The following is a 20530-nucleotide window of genomic DNA, read 5'->3' on the forward strand; positions in this document are numbered from 1 at the left end:
GAACACATGCGGAAGCGAAGTACGTTCGTAAGGGAATGAAGACGAGACCTGCAAAACAACAATAATACGCGTGCCCCGGCGCGGGAATGTCGGGGCGCTCTCCCAGGTGACACACTTCGAGAGGGTAAATGATGGGGCAACTGTCGCAATCACAGGATTTAGGGGCGGGACTGAAGTCGCGCCACGTCACGATGTTATCTATCGCCGGGGTGATCGGCGCGAGTTTATTTGTCGGTTCCAGCGTCGCCATTGCCGAAGCGGGCCCGGCGGTGCTGCTGGCCTATCTGTTTGCCGGGCTGCTGGTGGTGATGATTATGCGTATGCTGGCCGAAATGGCCGTCGCCACGCCGGATACTGGCTCCTTTTCCACCTACGCCGACAAAGCCATCGGCCGCTGGGCGGGGTATACCATCGGCTGGCTGTACTGGTGGTTCTGGGTACTGGTTATTCCGCTGGAAGCCAATATCGCGGCGATTATTCTGCATTCGTGGGTGCCGGGCGTCCCGGTGTGGTTGTTCTCCCTGGTCATCACTCTCGCCCTCACCGGCAGTAACCTGCTGAGCGTCAAGAACTACGGCGAATTCGAGTTCTGGCTGGCGCTGTGCAAAGTGATCGCTATTCTGGCGTTTATCGTACTGGGCGCGGTCGCCATTACCGGTTTTTATCCCTATGCCGAGGTCAGCGGCATTTCGCGGCTGTGGGACCACGGCGGCTTTATGCCGAACGGCTTCGGCGCGGTGCTGAGCGCGATGCTGATCACCATGTTCTCTTTTATGGGCGCGGAGATCGTCACCATTGCCGCCGCCGAATCGGACACGCCGGATAAACACATCGTCCGCGCCACCAACTCGGTGATCTGGCGTATCTCTATTTTTTATCTGTGCTCGATCTTTATCGTCGTCGCCCTCATCCCATGGAATATGCCGGGGCTGAAGAGCATCGGTTCCTACCGCTCGGTGCTCGAGCTGCTGCATATTCCCTACGCGAAGCTGATTATGGACGGCGTGATCCTCCTGTCGGTCACCAGCTGTCTGAACTCGGCGCTGTATACCGCCTCGCGGATGCTCTACTCCCTGAGCCGTCGCGGCGATGCGCCGGCCATCATGGGCCGGACCAACCGCAGCAAAACTCCGTACGTGGCGGTGCTGCTCTCCACCGGCGCGGCGTTCCTCACCGTGGTGGTGAACTACTATGCGCCCGCGAAGGTGTTTAAATTCCTCATCGACAGCTCTGGCGCCATCGCCCTGCTGGTCTATCTGGTGATCGCCGTTTCACAACTGCGGATGCGCAAAATCCTTCAGGCGCAAGGCGGCGAGATCCGTCTGAGAATGTGGCTCTATCCGTACCTGACCTGGCTGGTGATCGCCTTTATCACCTTCGTGCTGGTGGTGATGCTGTTCCGTCCGGCGCAGCAGCTGGAGGTGATCTCTACCGGCCTGTTAGCATTGGGAATTATTTGTACAGTCCCGATTATGTCGCGCTGGAAAAAGCTGGTATTGTGGCAAAAACTGCCGCTGCAAAATACGCGTTAACCCTGTTCCCGGCGCCCGCCGGGAAGAGTATTCAGGAGTAAGAACATGACCGCCATTCCCCAGGCGACGGCCATTGACGGGTACCGTTGGCTGAAAAACGACATCATCCGCGGGGTCTACCAACCCGATGAGAAGCTGCGGATGAGCCTGTTGACGTCGCGCTATGAGCTCGGTGTCGGGCCGCTGCGGGAGGCGCTCTCGCAGCTGGTGGCGGAAAGGCTGGTGACGGTGGTTAATCAGAAAGGCTATCGGGTGGCGCCCATGTCGGAGCAGGAGCTTCTCGATATCTTCGACGCGCGCGCCAACATGGAAGCCATGCTGGTGCGCCTCGCCATCGAACGCGGCGGCGACGAGTGGGAAGCCGAGCTGCTGGCCCGCGCCCATCTGCTCAACAAGCTGGAGTCCTGTGACGCCAGTGAGCGCTTACTCGATGAATGGGACCAGCGCCATCAGGCGTTTCACACCGCCATCGTCGCCGGCTGCGGCTCCCAGTATCTGCTGCAGATGCGCGAAAGGCTGTTCGATCTGGCGGCGCGCTACCGCTTCATCTGGCTGCGCACCACCGTGCTGTCGGTGGAGATGCTGGAAGACAAGCATGTCCAGCACCAGACCCTGCTGGACGCCATTCTGGCGCGCGATGCCGAACGAGCCAGCGCGCTGATGCGCGAGCACTTACTGACCCCTATCCCGATTATTCAACAGGCGATGGCTGGCAAGCTGTCGCCGCAGGCAGGGTGAGTCAGATGGTGGGGTTGAAATTACGGGTATGGCGGCACGCTCCTCCACGCCGCACGGGCGTGGAGAAATCGTATCCGTAGATCAATCAGGCCCGCAGGCGAACCGGCTCGCTGAAATCGTCGGCCGGTTCCAGCTTCAGATTAAAGGTGGTCAGCAGCGCTGCCGCGCGCTCGTGGAACTCGCGTAGCGTTTTTTCCAGTCTGTCGCTCACTTCCGGGTCGTCAATGTCGACCGCCTGCCATGAACCTTCTTTATTGAACAGGCCAAACTGGTAGCTGTAGGTGAAACGTGACTCTTGTGCTTCCATTTCCATCCACCAGCCCCAGAATTCACGCTTCTCCGGTGCGGGCTTAACATTGACGCAAACTGCCAGGCAATCGAAAAAGAAACGGTTGTCATGGCACTGCTCTTCGCGAATGTAAGGCCCTAGCGCCGTGAATTTCTTGATCAACTTACTTTTCAGGTGTCCACTCGGTAACGTCATTGCGATCTCCTTTAGTGATGCAACTGTTTTACCAAACCAATAGAATTTAGCAATAAATTAACCAAATCTATGATTGATCCAGCGGGCGATCTGTCGCAATGCGTGATCAAAATTGCGATACACCGGGTTAAACGGGATCTCCAGCAGTTTGCCATCGGCAGATGACGAAGTGATTAACCGCGACTCTTCTTCGGGGCTGAACGGATCGTCCTTCCAGAAGCCGGAAAGCATCGGCGTCGGGCAACGGCGCCCCAGCAGTCCCTGGGTTTTTAACGAGTAGCGGTTGAGCTCCACGCGCAGCGCTTCATCGGACGCGTCATGCATGCCCAGCCGCGAGGCCAGCACGTCAAGATACATCTCCGGCACGCGCCCCTGATGCAGGGGATCCACCAGCAGACCATGAACGACCGGGCCCAGACACGCCACAGCCTTCAGCCGCTGCGGCTCCAGGTAACCCAGACGGACCGCGATATTGGCGCCAAAGCGGAAGCCAAAGGCCGCGACCCGGGTATGATCGACCCACGGTACATTTTCCAGATGGCGCAGCGCGTGCTGGTGCAGCAGGCTGGTGTCCTGATTCAGCGTCCATTTTGACGAGAAGCCGATGGAAGGCATATCGATCGTCAGCATGGCAATACCGAGCGGTGAGAAGTAGTTCTCATACAAGTTGTAATAATCCGTCTGCAGTGAGTCCAGGCCCCCGCACATCAGCACCGTCGGAAACGGCCCATCGCCTTTTGGCATATGCAAAAAGCCGGTTATTGGCGAACCGCCAGGGATGGTGAACTCCAGTTCGCGCAGCGAGCCCGGCAGCCGCTGGGCGGCCTCTTCATACGCCCGGTTGGCTAAAGCCTGCGCCTGTTCGGCCAGCTCATCGCCTTTAATATGCGGATAAGCGGCAATGCTATACAGGTTCGATGCATGCAACCAGTGGCGGCCGCTCAGCAAAGGATCGGCTTCCTGCCCGGCCTTTTGTTGCCACTGCATGGCCTCTTTCGCCCACTCAAAGATCCAGTTGCCGCCGCGATAGCCGATAACGGTATCGAACAGTTCTGGATCCGTTCGTTCGGCCTCGCTCATCACAATGCGCGCTTGCACATCGAGGATCTCCTGCGGGGTCACGCCGCGCCAGATCCACATCAAACGGTTGATCAGACGGTACCAGTGATCGACGTGATTGCCGCTCAGCGCCGACTGCATCGCCTGCGGTTTTCCGGCGGAAAACCGACGCACCAGCGTAGAGGTTTCGGGATGTTTGAAGCGGGGTTTAAACAGCGTTTCGCTGAGGTTAGCCTGTGACATGTGCAGCCTCCGTCGTAGTGCCACTCCTGTTATTGTAACCTGCTAAAGGATAAAAAAAACCACGCCCGGCAAGCCGGGCGTGGTAAATAGCACTGTCCTGAAGAATTAACGACCTGCGATAGGCGGTACAAACACCACGCCCATATCCCACGGCTGTTCAATCCAGGTGTCCTGCGGAATATCCACAACGTAATCGTCCACCAGCGGGCGGCCTGCCGGCTTGGCGAAAATGGTGACAAAGTGTGCTTTTGGATACATTTCGCGGATCGCCACGGCGGTACCGCCGGTATCCACCAGATCGTCGATAACGATAAAGCCTTCGCCATCGCCTTCCGCGCGTTTCAGCACTTTCAGCTCGCGCTGGTTATCATGGTCGTAGCTGGAGATGCATACGGTATCAACATGACGAATGCCCAGTTCACGCGCCAGTAAGGCTCCCGGTACCAGTCCACCGCGGCTGACGGCAATAATGCCTTTCCATTGCTCAACCGGCAGCAGACGGCTGGCCAGTTTGCGGGCGTGAATCTGCAACATGTCCCAGGTGACGACGTATTTTTCGCTCATGTGAAGTGTCCCAGCCTGTGTAATACGGCTTAAATAATGTTCGAGGGGGAAAATGGTTGCGCGAGATTATAGAGATCTGACGCACTAAAAACCAGTGTTAAGCGGTTTGCGCAACGCTTTTTGCGTTGTTTACACTACCTGCGGCGGTGGAAAGTGGTATTCTCAACCCCATCGCGCAAGCCCGGGCTTGTTGTGTATTTTAACGCTAACCCTCGTCCTGCAACCGCTGTATGCAGGAGTCTGTAAGGAGACTTACCGTGTCTGAACTGTCTCAACTATCCCCGCAGCCGCTTTGGGATATTTTTGCCAAGATTTGCTCCATCCCGCACCCGTCCTATCACGAAGAACAGCTCGCCGAGCACATTATGGGTTGGGCAAAAGAAAAAGGCTTACACGCGGAACGTGACCAGGTTGGCAACATTCTGATTCGTAAAGGCGCGACTGCCGGTATGGAAAACCGCAAGCCGGTAGCGCTGCAGGCGCACCTCGATATGGTGCCGCAGAAAAACAACGATACCGTCCACGACTTCGCCAAAGATCCGATCCAGCCGTACATTGACGGCGAATGGGTGAAAGCGCGCGGCACCACGCTGGGCGCGGATAACGGCATCGGGATGGCGTCCGCACTGGCCGTGCTGGCCGACGACAGCGTCGCTCACGGCCCGCTGGAAGTGCTACTGACCATGACCGAAGAGGCCGGTATGGACGGCGCGTTCGGTCTGCAGGCCAACTGGCTGCAGGCGGATATCCTGATCAATACCGACTCCGAAGAAGAAGGCGAAATCTACATGGGTTGCGCCGGCGGGATCGATTTCACCTCTAACCTGGCGCTGACTCGCGAAGCGATTCCGGCCGGGTTCCAGAGCTTTAAAGTAACCTTAAAAGGGCTGAAAGGCGGCCACTCCGGCGGTGACATTCACCTGGGTCTGGGTAACGCCAACAAGCTGCTGTCGCGCTTCCTCGCCGGCCACGCCGATGAGCTGGATTTGCGTCTGGTCGATTTCAACGGCGGTACGTTGCGCAACGCCATCCCGCGCGAAGCATACGCGACCGTCGCCGTCGCCGCGGATAAAGCCGATGCGCTGAAAGCGCTGGTGAATACTTACCAGGCGCTGCTGAAAAACGAGCTGGAGGCCAAAGAGAAGAACCTGGTAGTGCTCCTGGAAGCGGTTGATAACGACAAAGCAGCGCTGACGCAGGCTTCCCGCGACGGTTTCATCCGCCTGCTGAACGCCACGCCGAACGGGGTTATCCGCAACTCTGACGTGGCGAAAGGCGTAGTGGAAACTTCGCTGAACGTCGGCGTCGTCACCATGACCGATGACAACGTGCAGATCCACTGCCTGATCCGCTCGCTGATCGACAGCGGCAAAGACTACGTGGTCAGCATGCTGGATTCTCTGGGTAAACTGGCGGGGGCGAAAACCGAAGCCAAAGGCGCTTACCCTGGCTGGCAGCCAGACGCCAACTCGCCGGTAATGCACCTGGTGCGCGAGACTTACCAGCGTCTGTTCAACAAGACGCCGAACATCCAGATCATCCACGCCGGTCTGGAATGCGGTCTGTTCAAAAAACCGTATCCGGAGATGGACATGGTCTCCATCGGGCCAACCATTACCGGTCCGCACTCCCCGGATGAGCAGGTACATATCGAGAGCGTCGGCCAGTACTGGACGCTGCTGACCGAGCTGCTGAAAGCCATTCCGGCTAAATAAGCCCCACCACCGGCGGCAGTCTGCCGCCGGTTTTCCCCCGCATCACCTTAGCGCCACGCGTTTTTCCATCCGGTAGTTAATAAACCACTCCCCACGGGCCGCCACCCGCTGCTCCGCCACCACTTTAAATCCATGGGCCGTAAAACAGGGCTTTGCGGTAATGCTGGCGTCCACCGTCAGGATTTGCGCAGGATACTGAGCGCAGAGCGCCTCGATAAGCGCGCCGCCGATACCCTGCCGGGCGTGATCCGGCGAGACAAAGAGTAAATCGATATGCGTCCCGATGGCGGTGATAAAGCCAACCGGTTGATTGTTAACCACGGCCACCCGCCCGATTGAGTCAGCCAGCTTTTGTCGCCAGCGCGTCTCATCCACCTGTGCCCAGGCCGCAATCTGCGCCGGGGTATAGTCCCGGCTCGCCGTTTCCTGCACCGCGCGCAGAAAGATCTGGCAGAGCAATGGCAAATCGCTGTCGCGGTAAGCACGAATATGCATGGTTAAATCCCTAATAAAAGCTGCCTTTCCAGCTGCGGATCGAGCAGCGTCACATGGAGCCCAACCAGACGCACGCCCCGTCCGCCGCGCCGCTCATCCCAGGCTTTGTGGGCGGTGGCAATCAGATCCTCTTTGTTCAGCCGCGGCCAGACGTGCTCCTGAGTGGTCAGCTGGAAGTCATTGAATTTCAGTTTAATCCCCTGGCGGGCGATCAACAGGTCCGGTTTGACCTTCGCCAGCCGCCGCTCCAGTTCGGGATAGAGATTTTCGATAATCGCTTCGCACGCTGACCATTCGTGGATATCTTCCGCTAACGTCCGCTCCACACCCACCGATTTACGTTGCCGATCGTTATGGATTTCCCGCTCATCAATCCCGTGGCTGCGCTCCCACAGAATACGGCCGAATTTACCGAAGCGCTTGAGCAGCATGGCCAGATCGCTGTTCTGCACATCGCCACAGGTACGCAGGCCCATATTTTCCAGCTTCGCCGCCGACACCTTTCCGACACCGGGTATTTTCGCCAGCGGCAGCGCCCGCACAAACTCTGCCACCTGATGGGGAGCGATAACGAACTGGCCGTTGGGTTTATTCATATCGGAAGCGATTTTAGCGAGAAACTTCACCGGCGCCACGCCCGCCGAGGCGGTGAGGTGCAGCTCCCGTTCGATGGTCTGGCGGATCTCCTGAGCTATCAGAGTGGCCGACCCGTGACAATGCACGCTGTCGCTGACGTCAAGGTAGGCTTCATCCAGCGACAGCGGCTCAATGCGCGAGGTATAGCGGGAGAAAATTTCGCGGATATGATTCGAGGCTTCTTTGTAGGCATCGAAGCGGCCGGGAAGCAGCGTGAGATGCGGGCACAGCTTGAGCGCTGTCGCCGTCGGCATGGCGCTGCGCACACCAAACTTACGCGCAGGATAGTTCGCGGTACTAATCACGCCACGCTGTACCCGACTGCCGCCTATCGCGAGGGGGATATCACGCAACACCGGGTTGTCGCGCATCTCCACCGCTGCAAAGAAACAGTCCATATCGACATGGATAATTTTACGCATCGTCAGACTCAACACTGTATACCCATACAGCATAGCAAAAACTGCGCGCCAGTTTGATGCTTTTTTTACTGCGGTGGTCAAAAAAACGCTGACAACATAAAAGTGCAATAAATCATGTTTATTTTCATAACGTTAATCAACTAATCTGAAAGATACAATCATGAAGAAACGACTCACCGCCCTTTGCCTGCTGGCCACCAGCAGCGCTTTAGCTAACCCACAGCTGATTGCCCACCGCGGCGGTACCGGCGATGCCCCGGAAAATACCCTGCCGGCCATTAAACTGGCGCTGGAGAACCACGCTGAGGCCATCTGGGTCACGGTGCAGTTAAGCCGCGACGGCGTACCGGTACTCTACCGTTCAAGCGATCTCTCCGCCCTGACCAACGCCGAGGGTAAGGTCTCCAGCTTAACCGCCGCCGAGCTGGCGAAAGTCGACGCCGGCTGGAAATGGGGGGATGACAGCCACCCGTGGCGCGGTAAGCAGGCCACGATCCCGACCCTGCAAAGCGTGCTGCAACAGTGGCCGCACACTTTTTTCTATATCGATATCAAATCTCCAGATGCCGAACCGGCGGTGATGGGCGAACGCCTGCTGGCGGTGTTAAAAGCCACCGACAGCCTCGATCGCGTGCGGGTCTATTCCACCGATGACCGCTATATCGCCGCCCTGCCATCGGCTATTCCCCGCTTCGTCACCCGCAGCGAGACTCGCACTAAACTTGCGACTATTTCACTAAGCCACCAGTGTCAACTGAGCAGCCAGCACGAGGGCGAGCAGTGGTATGGGCTGGAGCTGAAGCGCAAGGTCGAGGTGGTGGAGAAGTTTACCCTTGGCGAAGGGATCTCCCCGGCAACGCTCACCTGGGATAAAGAGGCGATGGATTGCTTCCGCTCACAGGGCAAAGCGCACATTATTTTCTTCGGCATCAACAGTGCGGAAGACTACCGCACGGCGAAGGAGCTGGGCGCCGACGGGGTGATGGTGGATTCTCCGGCACAGGCGAAAAGCTGGCAGTAAGGGAGTCAACGGCTAAAAAGGCCACGAAAGCGGCCTCACATTGCTGGCATGTTGTTGCCGGGTGGCGGCTGGCGCCTTACCCGGCCTACAAAACCGAAGCAGCAGACCCGGCAAGCGCAGCGCCACCGGGCACGGAGCCGCTTTATGCCGGGTGGCGGCTGCGCCTGACCCGGCCTACAAAACTGAAGCAGCAGACCCGGCAAGCGCAGCGCCACCGGGCATTACAAAATACGCCGCTGCTGACGCTGCGCCTCGCGAGCGAGACGTTTCTTACGCGCGTCGCACGGTTCCGGACAGTCGCAGACTTTCTCCAGCCCCAGCGACGAGATCCCGCCGCAGCTGCCCTGAATGCTCTTGCGCTTCACCAGGTAGCCCAGCGACATGCCGAGGATCACCAGCGCAAAAATCACAAAGGTCGCGACAAATACCGTCAGCATCGTCAGCCTCCAAAGTCGTCGAGCATGATGTTCTCATCTTCGACGCCCAGGTCTTTGAGCATTTTTATCACCGCGGCGTTCATCACCGGCGGCCCGCACATATAGAATTCGCAGTCTTCCGGCGCCGGGTGATCGCGCAGATAGTTTTCATACAGAACATTATGGATAAAGCCCGTATGCCCGGTCCAGTTATCTTCCGGCAGCGGATCGGAGAGCGCGACGTGGAAGGTAAAGTTTGGGTTGTCGCGCGCCAGCTGCTCGAACTCATCATCGTAGAACATCTCGCGCAGCGAACGGGCGCCGTACCAGAAGCTGATTTTGCGCGTGCTGTGCAGCCGCTTAAGCTGATCAAAGATATGCGAGCGCATCGGCGCCATGCCGGCGCCGCCGCCGATAAACACCATCTCAGCGTCGGTCTCTTTAGCAAAGAACTCGCCGAACGGCCCGGAAATCGTCACCTTATCGCCAGGCTTCAGCGACCAGATATAGGACGACATGATCCCCGGCGGGGCATCCGGTACTTTCGGCGGCGGCGTCGCGATGCGCACGTTGAGCATAATGATGCCCTTCTCTTCCGGATAGTTAGCCATCGAGTAGGCGCGCAGGGTCGGCTCTTTCACCTCAGAGACATAGCGGAACAGATTGAATTTGTCCCAGTCTGAACGGTATTCATCGGGAACATCGAAGTCAGCATAGGCCACTTTGTGAGACGGGCATTCGATCTGAATATAGCCGCCGGCGCGGAACGGCACCACTTCACCATCAGGCACCCGTAATTTGAGCTCTTTAATGAAGGTGGCTTTGTTATCGTTAGAGATAACCTCGCACTCCCATTTTTTCACGCCGAAAATCTCTTCCGGCAGCTCAATTTTCATATTCTGCTTCACCGCCACCTGGCAGGCCAGGCGGCACCCTTCTTTGGCTTCGCGTTTGGTGATATGCGAAAGCTCGGTCGGCAGAATATCGCCGCCGCCTTCTTTGATGGTCACCCGACACTGGCCGCAGGAGCCGCCGCCGCCGCAGGCGGAGGAGACAAAAATCCCGTTGCTGGACAGCGTGTTCAGCAGTTTGTCACCCGCCGGGGTGCGGATCTGTTTATCCGCTTCGTTATTGATCTCAATAACCACGTCGCCCGCGTTCACCAGCTTTGAGCGCGCAGCCAGGATAAGCCCCGACAGCACCAGCACAATCAGCGTGAACATCACGACGCCAAGAATAATTTCCATACTTATTCGCCCTTATAGCTGCACGCCGGAGAAGGACATAAAGCCCAGCGCCATCAACCCGGTGGTGATAAAGGTGATCCCTAACCCGCGCAGACCGGCGGGCACGTTGGCGTACTTCATTTTTTCGCGGATCCCCGCCATCGCCACGATCGCCAGCATCCAGCCGATGCCGGAGCCGAAGCCGTAGACGATGGATTCCGGGAAGTTGTAATCACGCTGCACCATGAACGACACGCCGCCGAAAATGGCGCAGTTAACGGCGATAAGCGGCAGGAAGATCCCTAACGCGTTATAGAGTGCCGGGAAGTACTTATCGAGGATCATCTCCAGGATCTGCACCAGCGCCGCAATCACCCCGATAAAGGTGATGAAGTTCAGGAAGCTGAGATCTACGCCTTCCACCAGCGCGCCGTCGCGCAGCACCAGGTTATAGACCAGGTTGTTGATTGGCACAGCAAGACCCAGCACCACCGTCACTGCGACGCCGAGGCCGAAGGCGGTGGAGACCTTTTTCGACACCGCGAGGAAGGTACACATCCCGAGGAAGAAGGCCAGCGCCATGTTCTCAACGAACACCGCGCGGACAAACAGGCTAATGTAATGAGCCATCATCGATTACTCCTTTTCCTGCTGTTCAGGCTTCCAGCTACGCAGGGCCCAGATCAGCAAACCGATAATGAAGAATGCGCTCGGCGCCAGCAGGAACAGGCCGTTCGGCTGATACCAGCCGCCGTTCTGCACCGTCTCCAGCACCGTGATACCGAACAGCTTGCCGCTGCCGATAAGCTCGCGCAGGAAGCCGACGATTATCAGGATCGCGCCATAGCCGAGACCGTTGCCAATACCGTCCATAAAGCTGGCCAGCGGCGGCGATTTCATGGCGTAGGCTTCGGCGCGCCCCATCACGATACAGTTGGTGATGATAAGCCCGACGAATACCGACAGCTGCTTAGAGGTCTCATAAGCGAAAGCCCGCAACAGCTGATCCACCACGATGACCAGCGAGGCGATGATCGCCATCTGCACGATGATGCGCACGCTATTGGGAATATGGTGGCGAATCATCGAGATAAACATGCTGGAAAACGCCGTCACCAGCGTCACCGCAATGGTCATCACGAAGGCGGTTTCCAGTTTAGTGGTTACCGCCAGCGCGGAGCAGACGCCCAGCACCTGCAGGGCGATGGGGTTGTTGGCGATGAGCGGCCCCACCAGCACGCGCTTCACCTCTTTCATATCGCTCTGTTCAGCCATTATTCAGCCCTCCCTCACGCACTTTTTTCAGGAACGGACCAAAGCCCAGTTCGCCCATCCAGAAATCAAAGCTGTGCTGCACGCCGTTAGACGTTAGCGTGGCGCCGGATAAACCGTCTACTGCATGCAGGTCACCGGCGCGCGCGCCGCCTTTCACCACCCGGAGTGCCGGCATGCCGTTGTCATCCAGCACCTGCTTGCCAATAAACTGCTGGCGCCAGTTCGGGTTCTCCACTTCGCCGCCCAGCCCCGGGGTTTCCCCCTGATCGTAATATGTAATGCCTTTCACCGTGCGGCCATCAACGTCCAGCGCCACAAAGGCATACATCATCGACCACAGGCCATTGCCGTAGATCGGCAGCACCATCTGCTCAATCTGTTGCTGCGCGTCGCGCACCAGATAAATTTCCGCCAGGTTGCTACGGCGTTTAATGCCGGCCGGATCCTGGCTGGCGTCCAGCGCGATGCTCTGCTGCGGATCCTTCAGCGCCTGGGCCTGATTAAATTTTGCCGGGTCTTTCTCCAGCAGCTCGCCGGTCGCCAGATTCACCAGTCGCGGCGAAATGCGCGCCGCGAAGGTTTCCGCTACCGCATCAGCATCCATCCCGGGCTGTATCAGGCCGGCGACGGCCAGGATATTGCGCTGTTTATCCAGCGCCCGCTGCGCCTGCTGGCGGGATTTCAGCCCCACGGCCGAGCCCGCTACCACGATGGAGCAGACCAGACAAAGCACCAGCACCACCAGCAGCGTTTTGCCGATGCTATCGTTACTTTTCTTCTCAGCCACGCGACTTCCTCCGCTTAATATTGGCCTGCACCACCAGGTAATCGAACAGCGGTGCGAAGAGGTTGGCGAAGAGGATCGCCAGCATCATCCCTTCCGGATAAGCCGGGTTCACCACGCGGATCAGCACGCACATCACGCCGATCAGCACGCCGTAACTCCATTTCCCTTTATCGGTAAACGAGGCGGATACCGGGTCCGTCGCCATAAACATCATGCCGAAGGCAAAGCCGCCGAGCACCAGATGCCAGTACCACGGCATCGAGAACATCGGGTTGGTATCGGAGCCGATAACGTTAAACAGGGTGGCGGTGGCGATCATGCCGATCATCACCCCGGCGACGATGCGCCAGGACGCGACGCGGCCAAAGAGAATGATCGCGCCGCCGATCAGGATCATCAGCGTGGAGACTTCGCCAATTGAGCCAGGAATGTTGCCGAGGAAGGCGTCCATCCAGCTCACCGGGATGCCGGTCGCGACGTTAACCAGCGCTTCACCGCCGCCGCTGGCCCACTGGGAGAGCGGCGTGGCGCCGGAGAAACCATCCGCCGCCGTCCACACGAGATCGCCGGAAATCTGCGCCGGGTAGGCGAAGAACAGGAACGCGCGCCCCGCCAGCGCCGGGTTGAGGAAGTTGCGCCCGGTACCGCCGAAAATCTCTTTGGCGATCACCACCCCAAAGGAGATCCCCAGCGCCGCCTGCCATAGCGGCAGCGTAGGCGGCACAATCAGCGCGAAGAGAATTGAGGTAACGAAAAAGCCTTCGTTGATCTCATGTTTGCGCACAATCGCGAACAGCACTTCCCAGAAGCCGCCGACGATAAAAACGGTGATATAGATCGGCAGGAAGAAGACCGCGCCCAGGGTCATCATGCTCAGCCAGCCGGCGTCAGCGCTGAAGCTGACCCCTAACCACTGGGCGACGCTGTAATGCCAGTTGTTGGCGATCACCTGCTGCAGCTGTTCGGCGCCGTACAGTTTGTGCAGCGCCGGAATGGTCTGCAGCCCAACGTTGTACATGCCCCAGAACATCGCCGGGAATACGGCAAACCACACGAGGATCATCATCCGCTTGAGGTCGATGGCGTCGCGCACGTGCGCCGCGCCGCGGGTGACCTGCCCCGGCGTGTAGAAGATGGTCGCAGCCGCTTCATACAGCGGGTAATATTTTTCCAGCTTGCCGCCATGCGTGAAATGCGGCTCAAGTTTCTCAATCAGGTGCTTTAAGCCCATCTCTTATCCTTCCTGCTCAATCTGGGTTAACACGCTGCGCAGCGCCGGACCGTATTCATATTTGCCCGGACAAACGTAGGTGCAGAGCGCCAGATCTTCTTCATCCAGCTCCAGACAGCCCAGCGCCTGGGCGCTATCGCTATCGCCGGCCAGCAGATCGCGCAGCAATATGGTTGGCAGAATATCCAGCGGCATCACCCGCTCATAGTTGCCGATCGGCACCATCGCCCGCTCGCCGCCGTTAGTATCCGTGGAGAAATGAAAGCGCTTGCGCTTGAAGAAATGGCCTAGCGTAGTGCGGGTAATCGAGAACTTCTCTTTGCCCGGCATCATCCAGCCAAACAGCTCTTTTTCCCGACCTTCGCGAACCACGCTCACCTGCAGATGGAAACGCCCGAGGAAAGCGTGGGGGCCGTGGGCGCGGGTACCGCTAAGTACCGAGCCGGAAATGACGCGGTTTTCCCCCTCCTCTAGCTCGCCCGCCAGCAGATCGTCCAGGCTGGCGCCCAGCGTCGTTTTGACCAGCCGCGGCGACTTCACCTGCGGGCCGCCGAGCGCAATTACCCGTTCGCAGTTCAGCTCACCTTCAAGGAAAAGCTGACCGATAGCGATCGCATCCTGATAATTGAGGTGCCAGACCTGTTTATTCAGGCTCACCGGCTCCAGAAAGTGAATATGGGTTCCCGGCAGCCCCGCCGGGTGCGGCCCGGAGAACTGATTAAAACAGACCTGGCCGGCAGGATGGCCGCCCAGCTTGCCGCCGCTGGGCTGGCAGACGTGCACTTTCCCGTCGGTCAGACGCGTGAGCACGGTAAGACCGGCATCGAAGGCGGCACGCTCGGCCAGAATAATCGGCTGCGGCTCCGCCGCCAGCGGATTGGTATCCATGGCGTTGACAAAAATAGCGGCGGGCACGCTGCCCGGGCGCGGCGTTTTACTGAATGGCCGGGTGCGTAGCGCGGTCCACAGGCCCGAGGCCAGCAGCTGCTGCTGTACGGTGTCGCGCGGCAGCTCAGCCAGTGCGTCCGCGGCGTAACGGGTAAAGGCCACCGCGTCATTGCCCTCGATATCAATCACCACTGACTGTAAAACGCGCCGTTCACCGCGGTGGATGGCGCTGACAACCCCGCTCGCCGGGGCGGTAAAGTAGACGCCGGGGGTCTTTTTATCTTCGAACAGGATCTGACCTTTTTTGACCCGATCGCCCTCTTTGACCGCCATAGCGGGACGCATCCCGACGTACTCTTCGCCGAGTAGCGCGACGCGCTTCACCGCTGGCGCAGGAGAGATCTGCTGTAATGGCATGCCAGCTATGGGCAAATCCAGCCCTTTCGTGATTTTAATCATATCGTTAGCAGGTATCCGTAACCTCAACCCCGACGCAGGCCGGGGCCAGCTTATTGACAGAATGGCAGAGAAGAAAGGGCGAAACGGCGCCAGTGGCGCTCATGACGGAAGAGAAGCCTCCTTTCTTACTCTGGTGATGAACCGGCGCAAGTGTAACATTTCGTGAGCGGCGGCTGTAGCACGAGGGGCAATAAGTGCTTCTAAAATGCGAGCTATTGCGCAAAGTTCTGACTGTGTTTTCGCCGTAAGCGGGTTATAAAGTGAGGCTGAATTGTAAACGCCGCCACGTCGCCCTTGCGAAAAAATGCCGTGATGCTAATGTGAGCGCTCTAAATCCAGAAAACTCTGATTTCGGGTCTCTCTTGCCGTCCTGGCAATGTGGCTATTTTGTTTTATCAAGGAACAAGCAGTATGCGCAAAATCGCATTATTTATTGCGATGCTTCTGTTGCCGTGCGTGTCATTTGCCGGGCTGCTCAGCAGCAATAGCCCGACGACGCCGGTTAGCAAAGAATACAAGCAGCAATTAATGGGTTCACCGGTTTACATTGAGATCTTTAAAGAAGAGCGCATGCTCGACCTTTACGTCAAAATGGGTGAAACCTACCAGCTCCTCGACAGCTATCGGATCTGCAACTATTCCGGTGGCCTGGGTCCGAAACAGCGTCAGGGTGATTTCAAGAGTCCGGAAGGGTTCTATAGCGTCACCCGCAGCCAGCTCAAACCCGACAGCCGCTTCTATAAAGCCATTAACATCGGCTTCCCGAACGCCTACGATCGCGCCCATGGTTATGAAGGGAAATACCTGATGATCCATGGCGACTGCGTCTCAGTCGGCTGCTACGCCATGACCGACAGCGGGATCGATGAGATCTTCCAGTTTGTGACCGGCGCCTTAGTCTTCGGCCAGCCAAGCGTGCAGGTGAGTATCTATCCGTTCCGCATGACCAACGCCAATATGGAACGCCACAAATACTCCTACTATGCAGATTTCTGGAAACAGCTTAAGCCTGGCTATGACTATTTCCAGCAGACCCACAAACCGCCGATTGTGTCAGTGACTGACGGCCGCTATGTGGTAAGCAAGCCGCTCAGCCACGAGGTTGTTCAGCCGCAGCTGGCCTCAAACTACACGCTCCCCGAGACAAAATAACGCCCACTCGCCTGGCATGATCTTGTGCCAGGTTTCATTGGCCGTCAGCGGCTGCGTGGCGATAACCGTGACCACATCGTTGGGTGTGGTCTCGCGTTGAAAGTCGATCTCCACATCCTGGTCCAGCAGTTTTGCCACGCCAAACGGCGCCCGCCGGGTGATCCAGTGCAGATTGGTCGAGCAGAACGCCATCACGTAGCGCCCGTCCGACAGCAGCATGTTGAACACCCCTTTCTCACGCAGTTCACCCGCCAGGGTGGCGATATACTTGAAAACGCCCAGCATATTGCCCGGCGTGCGCGGATAGCGCTCGGTTAAACGGTGCAGCAGCCAGCAAAACGCTTTTTCACTGTCGGTTTCACCTACCGGATGGAAATTACCGGTTTTCAGCGATTTATAGCCTTTGAGCTGCCCATTGTGCGCATAGGTCCAGTTGCGCCCCCACAGTTCGCGGGTGAAGGGATGGGTGTTCTCCAGGGCCACCATCCCGCGATTGGCCTGACGGATATGGGCGACGACGGAACAGGACTTAATCGGGTAATCCTGGACCAGTTTCGCGATCGGCGACTGAAAGCTCGGCTGCGGATCTTTGAATGTGCGACAGCCTTTGCCTTCATAGAAGGTGATGCCCCAGCCGTCTTTATGCGGCCCCGTCCCGCCCCCGCGCTGCACCAGCCCGGTAAAGCTAAAACAGATATCTGTTGGCACATTGGCGCTCATCCCGAGCAGTTCGCACATAGATCACCTCACCCTCACAAATCACGACGGCGCCAAAGCGAGGCCGCCGTCAACAGTACACACTCGCCTGCCTGTTAGCCTTTCACCATCTCTTTTTCGATCAGCATAATCAGGATATGGATCACTTTGATGTGGATCTCCTGGATGCGGTCGGCATAGCCAAAGTGTGGCACGCGTATTTCAACGTCGGCGGAACCCGCCATTTTGCCGCCGTCTTTACCGGTCAGGGTGATCACTTTCATCCCCTGCGCCCGCGCGGCTTCAATGGCCTTGATCACGTTGCCGGAGTTACCTGACGTGGAGATGCCGAGCAGCACATCGCCCGCACGGCCGACGGATTCAACATAGCGGGAGAACACATACTCATAGCCAAAATCATTGCTCACGCAGGAGAGATGGCTGACGTCGGAGATCGCGATGGCCGGGTAACCCGGGCGGTTTTCGCGATAACGACCGGTCAGCTCTTCCGCAAAATGCATCGCATCGCAATGGGAACCGCCGTTACCACAGGACAGCACTTTCCCACCCGCCTTAAAGCTATCCGCCAACAGAACAGCGGCACGCTGGATAGCATGGATATTGGCTTCGTCCTGCAGAAAGTTAGCCAGCGTTTCCGCGGCTTCGTTCAGTTCGTTACGAATAAGATCCTGGTACATGAGGATAATCCTTCAGTATGAGTGGAATAACCCTGGCAGTGTACCGGATAGCCGCCGAAGCGAGAAGCAGCAGGCAGTGTTATCCCCCGCCCTTTTGATTTTATGTGCCGCTTTTGCATACAACAATGTGAGCGAGGTTGTAATTATTTTGTAAACACATTGCTAAATAAAAACGCATGCACTACAACCAATACATCACAAGTGGTCAGACCTCCTACAAGCTCAGGGAGCATTTCTCTATGATGATTTTGAGTATTGTTGCAACCGTCGTTTTACTCGGTGCGCTCTTCTATCACCGGGTCAGCCTGCTGCTCAGCAGTGTGATTTTGCTCGCCTGGACCGCGGCGCTCGGCGCGGCCGGACTGTGGAATATCTGGCTGCTGCTGCCGCTGGCCATTATTTTGTTGCCGTTCAACTTTGCCCCCATGCGTAAATCGATGATTTCCGCACCGGCATTTCGCGCTTTCCGCAAGGTGATGCCGCCGATGTCGCGTACGGAAAAAGAAGCCATCGACGCCGGCACCACCTGGTGGGAAGGCGATCTGTTCCGCGGCAACCCGGACTGGCACAAGCTGCATAACTATCCGCAGCCGCGCCTGACCGCCGAAGAGCAAGCTTTCCTCGACGGCCCGGTGGAAGAGGCCTGCCGGATGGCTAACGACTTCGCCATCACCCACGAAATGGCCGATCTGCCGCCCGAGCTGTGGGCCTATCTGAAAGAGCACCGCTTCTTCGCGATGATTATCAAGAAAGAGTATGGCGGGCTTGAGTTCTCCGCTTACGCTCAGGCACGAGTGCTACAGAAACTTTCTGGCGTCTCCGGCATCCTGGCGATCACCGTCGGCGTCCCAAACTCGCTGGGCCCGGGCGAACTGCTGCAGCATTACGGTACCGAAGAACAGAAGAATCATTATCTGCCGCGTCTGGCGCGCGGCCTGGAAATCCCCTGCTTCGCACTGACCAGTCCGGAAGCGGGCTCTGACGCCGGCGCTATTCCGGATACCGGCGTGGTGTGCATGGGCGACTGGCAGGGTCAACAGGTGCTGGGGATGCGCCTGACCTGGAACAAACGCTATATCACGCTGGCGCCAATCGCCACCGTGCTGGGGCTGGCCTTCAAACTCTCTGACCCGGACCGTTTGCTGGGCGGCGAGGAAGAGCTGGGCATCACCTGCGCGCTGATCCCCACCTCAACGCCGGGCGTGGAAATTGGCCGTCGCCACTTCCCGCTGAACGTCCCGTTCCAGAACGGCCCAACCCGCGGCAAGGATATCTTCGTGCCGATCGATTACATCATCGGCGGCCCGAGCATGGCCGGTCAGGGCTGGCGCATGCTGGTTGAATGTCTGTCCGTGGGCCGCGGCATTACCCTGCCTTCCAACGCCACCGGCGGCCTGAAATCCGTCGCCATGGCGACCGGCGCCTACGCCCACATTCGCCGTCAGTTCAAAATCTCGATCGGCAAAATGGAAGGGATTGAAGAGGCGCTGGCGCGCATCGCGGGTAACGCCTATGTGATGGACGCCGCGGCGTCGCTGATCACCTACGGCATTATGCTCGGCGAGAAACCGGCAGTGCTGTCCGCGATTGTGAAATATCACTGTACCCACCGCGGCCAGCGCTCCATTATCGACGCGATGGATATTACCGGCGGGAAAGGCATTATGCTGGGCGAAGGTAACTTCCTCGCCCGGGCTTACCAGGGCGCGCCGATCGCCATCACCGTTGAAGGCGCCAACATTCTGACCCGCAGCATGATGATCTTCGGTCAGGGGGCTATTCGCTGCCACCCTTACGTGCTGGAAGAGATGGCCGCCGCGCAGAATAACGACCTGAACGCCTACGATAAGCTGCTGTTCAAACACATCGGCCATGTCGGCAGTAACAAAGTCCGGAGTTTCTGGCTGGGCCTGACCGGCGGACGCACCAGCAGCGCGCCGACCCGTGACGCCACCCGTCGTTACTATCAGCAAATGAACCGTCTGAGTGCCAACCTCGCGCTGCTGTCAGACGTGTCGATGGCGGTACTGGGCGGCAGCCTCAAGCGTCGCGAACGTATCTCCGCGCGTCTGGGGGATGTGTTAAGCCAGCTGTATCTGGCCTCGGCGGTGCTGAAACGCTATGACGATGAAGGACGCAATGAAGCCGATCTGCCGCTGGTTCACTGGGGAGTGCAGGATGCGCTGCACCAGGCTGAACAGGCCATCGACGATCTGCTGAAAAACTTCCCCAACCGTCTGGTGGCAGGTGCGATGCGTGTGGCCATCTTCCCGACCGGGCGTCATCATCATGCGCCGTCGGATAAGCTGGACCATAAAGTCGCTAAAATTCTGCAGGTGCCCAGCGCCACTCGCTCCCGCATCGGTCGCGGTCAGTACCTGACGCCGAGCGAGCATAACCCGGTTGGTCTGCTGGAAGAGGCGCTGCTGGAAGTGATGGCGGCCGATCCTATCCACCAGCGGATCTGCAAAGAGTTGGGTAAAAACCTGCCGTTCACCCGTCTGGATGAGCTGGCACACAACGCGCTGGCCAAAGGATTAATAAATCAGGAAGAAGCCGCTATTCTGACCCGCGCAGAGCACAGTCGCTTGCGCAGCATCAACGTCGACGACTTTGCGCCAGAGGAGCTGGCGACAAAGCCGGTAAAGCTGCCGGAAAAAGTTCGCAAAGTTGAAGCCGCATAATAAAACAATCACCACATCACACGCCGGGCGGGGAATTTTCCCCGCCTTTTTTTCGTCCCCCCTCCTCCGTGGCTTCTGTGAGTAGCATTTTTTTAACAAAATATTCCGC

The 20530-nt window shown here is 58.0% G+C and carries 20 protein-coding genes; 6 read left to right on the plus strand and 14 right to left on the minus strand.

Annotation, left to right across the window (positions count from 1 at the left end):
- Positions 1-131 precede the first annotated feature (131 nt).
- Both gabP and csiR read left to right on the plus strand, forming a co-directional pair.
- Positions 132-1532, plus strand: coding sequence for a GABA permease (gene gabP, locus SP68_RS20675; protein WP_002889795.1), 1401 nt, complete (start codon positions 132-134; stop codon positions 1530-1532).
- 45 nt (positions 1533-1577) lie between these two features.
- The gene (csiR, locus tag SP68_RS20680) at positions 1578-2270 is read left to right on the plus strand and encodes a DNA-binding transcriptional regulator CsiR (RefSeq protein ID WP_008805273.1); all 693 of its coding nucleotides are present in this window, start codon (positions 1578-1580) and stop codon (positions 2268-2270) included.
- Positions 2271-2355: 85 nt separating this feature from the next.
- Here the strand turns inward: csiR and crl are convergent, their stop codons facing one another.
- The 3 genes from crl to gpt form a co-directional block, all read right to left on the minus strand.
- A complete protein-coding gene (gene crl / locus SP68_RS20685; protein WP_002889793.1) occupies positions 2356-2754 on the minus strand; it encodes a sigma factor-binding protein Crl in 399 nt (132 codons plus the stop codon).
- Positions 2755-2811: 57 nt separating this feature from the next.
- Positions 2812-4056: an esterase FrsA gene (gene frsA, locus SP68_RS20690; RefSeq protein WP_012542786.1), complete on the minus strand. Its 1245-nt coding sequence runs from the start codon at positions 4054-4056 to the stop codon at positions 2812-2814.
- A gap of 105 nt (positions 4057-4161) precedes the next feature.
- Entirely contained in the window at positions 4162-4620 is a 459-nt protein-coding gene (gene gpt / locus SP68_RS20695) for a xanthine phosphoribosyltransferase (RefSeq protein WP_002889733.1), read from the minus strand.
- Positions 4621-4877: 257 nt separating this feature from the next.
- Between gpt and pepD the strand changes: the two genes are divergently transcribed.
- A complete protein-coding gene (pepD, locus tag SP68_RS20700) occupies positions 4878-6335 on the plus strand; it encodes a cytosol nonspecific dipeptidase (RefSeq protein ID WP_012968882.1) in 1458 nt (485 codons plus the stop codon).
- Positions 6336-6377: 42 nt separating this feature from the next.
- Here the strand turns inward: pepD and SP68_RS20705 are convergent, their stop codons facing one another.
- Both SP68_RS20705 and dinB read right to left on the minus strand, forming a co-directional pair.
- Positions 6378-6830: a GNAT family N-acetyltransferase gene (locus SP68_RS20705; RefSeq protein ID WP_008805270.1), complete on the minus strand. Its 453-nt coding sequence runs from the start codon at positions 6828-6830 to the stop codon at positions 6378-6380.
- Between the two features lie 2 nt (positions 6831-6832).
- Entirely contained in the window at positions 6833-7888 is a 1056-nt protein-coding gene (gene dinB / locus SP68_RS20710; protein ID WP_040973057.1) for a DNA polymerase IV, read from the minus strand.
- 160 nt (positions 7889-8048) lie between these two features.
- Here dinB and SP68_RS20715 point away from each other — a divergent pair, with 160 nt between their 5' ends.
- Positions 8049-8909, plus strand: coding sequence for a glycerophosphodiester phosphodiesterase family protein (locus SP68_RS20715; RefSeq protein WP_032734852.1), 861 nt, complete (start codon positions 8049-8051; stop codon positions 8907-8909).
- Between the two features lie 221 nt (positions 8910-9130).
- On the opposite strand, the gene nqrM is transcribed toward SP68_RS20715, so the two are convergent.
- From nqrM to SP68_RS20750, 7 genes are read right to left on the minus strand one after another with little or no spacing between them, the layout of a single operon-like run.
- On the minus strand, positions 9131-9346 hold the full coding sequence (nqrM, locus tag SP68_RS20720; RefSeq protein ID WP_004204638.1) for a (Na+)-NQR maturation NqrM: 216 nt from the start codon (positions 9344-9346) through the stop codon (positions 9131-9133).
- A 2-nt stretch (positions 9347-9348) separates the two neighbouring features.
- Positions 9349-10572 carry an NADH:ubiquinone reductase (Na(+)-transporting) subunit F gene (nqrF, locus tag SP68_RS20725; protein ID WP_040973054.1) on the minus strand — a complete coding sequence of 408 codons (1224 nt, stop codon included), beginning with the start codon at positions 10570-10572 and terminating at the stop codon, positions 9349-9351.
- A 12-nt stretch (positions 10573-10584) separates the two neighbouring features.
- Positions 10585-11181 carry an NADH:ubiquinone reductase (Na(+)-transporting) subunit E gene (gene nqrE, locus SP68_RS20730; RefSeq protein ID WP_004177335.1) on the minus strand — a complete coding sequence of 199 codons (597 nt, stop codon included), beginning with the start codon at positions 11179-11181 and terminating at the stop codon, positions 10585-10587.
- A 6-nt stretch (positions 11182-11187) separates the two neighbouring features.
- The gene (locus tag SP68_RS20735) at positions 11188-11826 is read right to left on the minus strand and encodes an NADH:ubiquinone reductase (Na(+)-transporting) subunit D (protein WP_002889716.1); all 639 of its coding nucleotides are present in this window, start codon (positions 11824-11826) and stop codon (positions 11188-11190) included.
- A complete protein-coding gene (locus SP68_RS20740) occupies positions 11819-12613 on the minus strand; it encodes a Na(+)-translocating NADH-quinone reductase subunit C (protein WP_008805266.1) in 795 nt (264 codons plus the stop codon). The genes SP68_RS20735 and SP68_RS20740 overlap by 8 nt, the downstream gene beginning before the upstream one ends.
- On the minus strand, positions 12606-13844 hold the full coding sequence (locus tag SP68_RS20745; protein WP_012968885.1) for an NADH:ubiquinone reductase (Na(+)-transporting) subunit B: 1239 nt from the start codon (positions 13842-13844) through the stop codon (positions 12606-12608). Before SP68_RS20745 ends, SP68_RS20740 begins: the two co-directional genes overlap by 8 nt.
- Positions 13845-13847: 3 nt before the next feature.
- Positions 13848-15191, minus strand: coding sequence for a Na(+)-translocating NADH-quinone reductase subunit A (locus SP68_RS20750; RefSeq protein WP_040973031.1), 1344 nt, complete (start codon positions 15189-15191; stop codon positions 13848-13850).
- Between the two features lie 411 nt (positions 15192-15602).
- Here SP68_RS20750 and dpaA point away from each other — a divergent pair, with 411 nt between their 5' ends.
- Positions 15603-16343, plus strand: coding sequence for a peptidoglycan meso-diaminopimelic acid protein amidase (gene dpaA, locus SP68_RS20760; protein WP_008805263.1), 741 nt, complete (start codon positions 15603-15605; stop codon positions 16341-16343).
- Here the strand turns inward: dpaA and SP68_RS20765 are convergent.
- Both SP68_RS20765 and lpcA read right to left on the minus strand, forming a co-directional pair.
- The gene (locus tag SP68_RS20765; protein ID WP_008805262.1) at positions 16314-17081 is read right to left on the minus strand and encodes a class II glutamine amidotransferase; all 768 of its coding nucleotides are present in this window, start codon (positions 17079-17081) and stop codon (positions 16314-16316) included. The two genes, dpaA and SP68_RS20765, sit on opposite strands and share 30 nt — an antisense overlap.
- 74 nt (positions 17082-17155) lie before the next feature.
- Positions 17156-17737 carry a D-sedoheptulose 7-phosphate isomerase gene (lpcA, locus tag SP68_RS20770; RefSeq protein ID WP_008805261.1) on the minus strand — a complete coding sequence of 194 codons (582 nt, stop codon included), beginning with the start codon at positions 17735-17737 and terminating at the stop codon, positions 17156-17158.
- 239 nt (positions 17738-17976) lie between these two features.
- Between lpcA and fadE the strand changes: the two genes are divergently transcribed.
- Complete coding sequence (gene fadE, locus SP68_RS20775) at positions 17977-20421, plus strand: acyl-CoA dehydrogenase FadE (protein WP_012968887.1); 2445 nt, start codon at positions 17977-17979, stop codon at positions 20419-20421.
- The last annotated feature ends 109 nt before the right edge of the window (positions 20422-20530 follow it).

The organism is Klebsiella variicola, assembly GCF_000828055.2.
In the GTDB taxonomy this organism is placed as follows: Bacteria; Pseudomonadota; Gammaproteobacteria; order Enterobacterales; family Enterobacteriaceae; genus Klebsiella; species Klebsiella variicola.

What these genes read in the sequence shown, in the direction of transcription:
- frsA (WP_012542786.1), bottom strand. Translation starts at nt 4,056, where the DNA reads ATGTCACAGGCTAACCTCAGCGAAACGCTGTTTAAACCCCGCTTCAAA.
- SP68_RS20765 (WP_008805262.1), bottom strand. Translation starts at nt 17,081, where the DNA reads ATGTGCGAACTGCTCGGGATGAGCGCCAATGTGCCAACAGATATCTGT.
- dinB (WP_040973057.1), bottom strand. Translation starts at nt 7,888, where the DNA reads ATGCGTAAAATTATCCATGTCGATATGGACTGTTTCTTTGCAGCGGTG.
- SP68_RS20715 (WP_032734852.1), top strand. Translation starts at nt 8,049, where the DNA reads ATGAAGAAACGACTCACCGCCCTTTGCCTGCTGGCCACCAGCAGCGCT.
- SP68_RS20745 (WP_012968885.1), bottom strand. Translation starts at nt 13,844, where the DNA reads ATGGGCTTAAAGCACCTGATTGAGAAACTTGAGCCGCATTTCACGCAT.
- SP68_RS20735 (WP_002889716.1), bottom strand. Translation starts at nt 11,826, where the DNA reads ATGGCTGAACAGAGCGATATGAAAGAGGTGAAGCGCGTGCTGGTGGGG.
- nqrM (WP_004204638.1), bottom strand. Translation starts at nt 9,346, where the DNA reads ATGCTGACGGTATTTGTCGCGACCTTTGTGATTTTTGCGCTGGTGATC.
- lpcA (WP_008805261.1), bottom strand. Translation starts at nt 17,737, where the DNA reads ATGTACCAGGATCTTATTCGTAACGAACTGAACGAAGCCGCGGAAACG.
- gabP (WP_002889795.1), top strand. Translation starts at nt 132, where the DNA reads ATGGGGCAACTGTCGCAATCACAGGATTTAGGGGCGGGACTGAAGTCG.
- crl (WP_002889793.1), bottom strand. Translation starts at nt 2,754, where the DNA reads ATGACGTTACCGAGTGGACACCTGAAAAGTAAGTTGATCAAGAAATTC.
- csiR (WP_008805273.1), top strand. Translation starts at nt 1,578, where the DNA reads ATGACCGCCATTCCCCAGGCGACGGCCATTGACGGGTACCGTTGGCTG.
- nqrF (WP_040973054.1), bottom strand. Translation starts at nt 10,572, where the DNA reads ATGGAAATTATTCTTGGCGTCGTGATGTTCACGCTGATTGTGCTGGTG.
- nqrE (WP_004177335.1), bottom strand. Translation starts at nt 11,181, where the DNA reads ATGGCTCATTACATTAGCCTGTTTGTCCGCGCGGTGTTCGTTGAGAAC.
- SP68_RS20750 (WP_040973031.1), bottom strand. Translation starts at nt 15,191, where the DNA reads ATGATTAAAATCACGAAAGGGCTGGATTTGCCCATAGCTGGCATGCCA.
- gpt (WP_002889733.1), bottom strand. Translation starts at nt 4,620, where the DNA reads ATGAGCGAAAAATACGTCGTCACCTGGGACATGTTGCAGATTCACGCC.
- dpaA (WP_008805263.1), top strand. Translation starts at nt 15,603, where the DNA reads ATGCGCAAAATCGCATTATTTATTGCGATGCTTCTGTTGCCGTGCGTG.
- fadE (WP_012968887.1), top strand. Translation starts at nt 17,977, where the DNA reads ATGATGATTTTGAGTATTGTTGCAACCGTCGTTTTACTCGGTGCGCTC.
- SP68_RS20705 (WP_008805270.1), bottom strand. Translation starts at nt 6,830, where the DNA reads ATGCATATTCGTGCTTACCGCGACAGCGATTTGCCATTGCTCTGCCAG.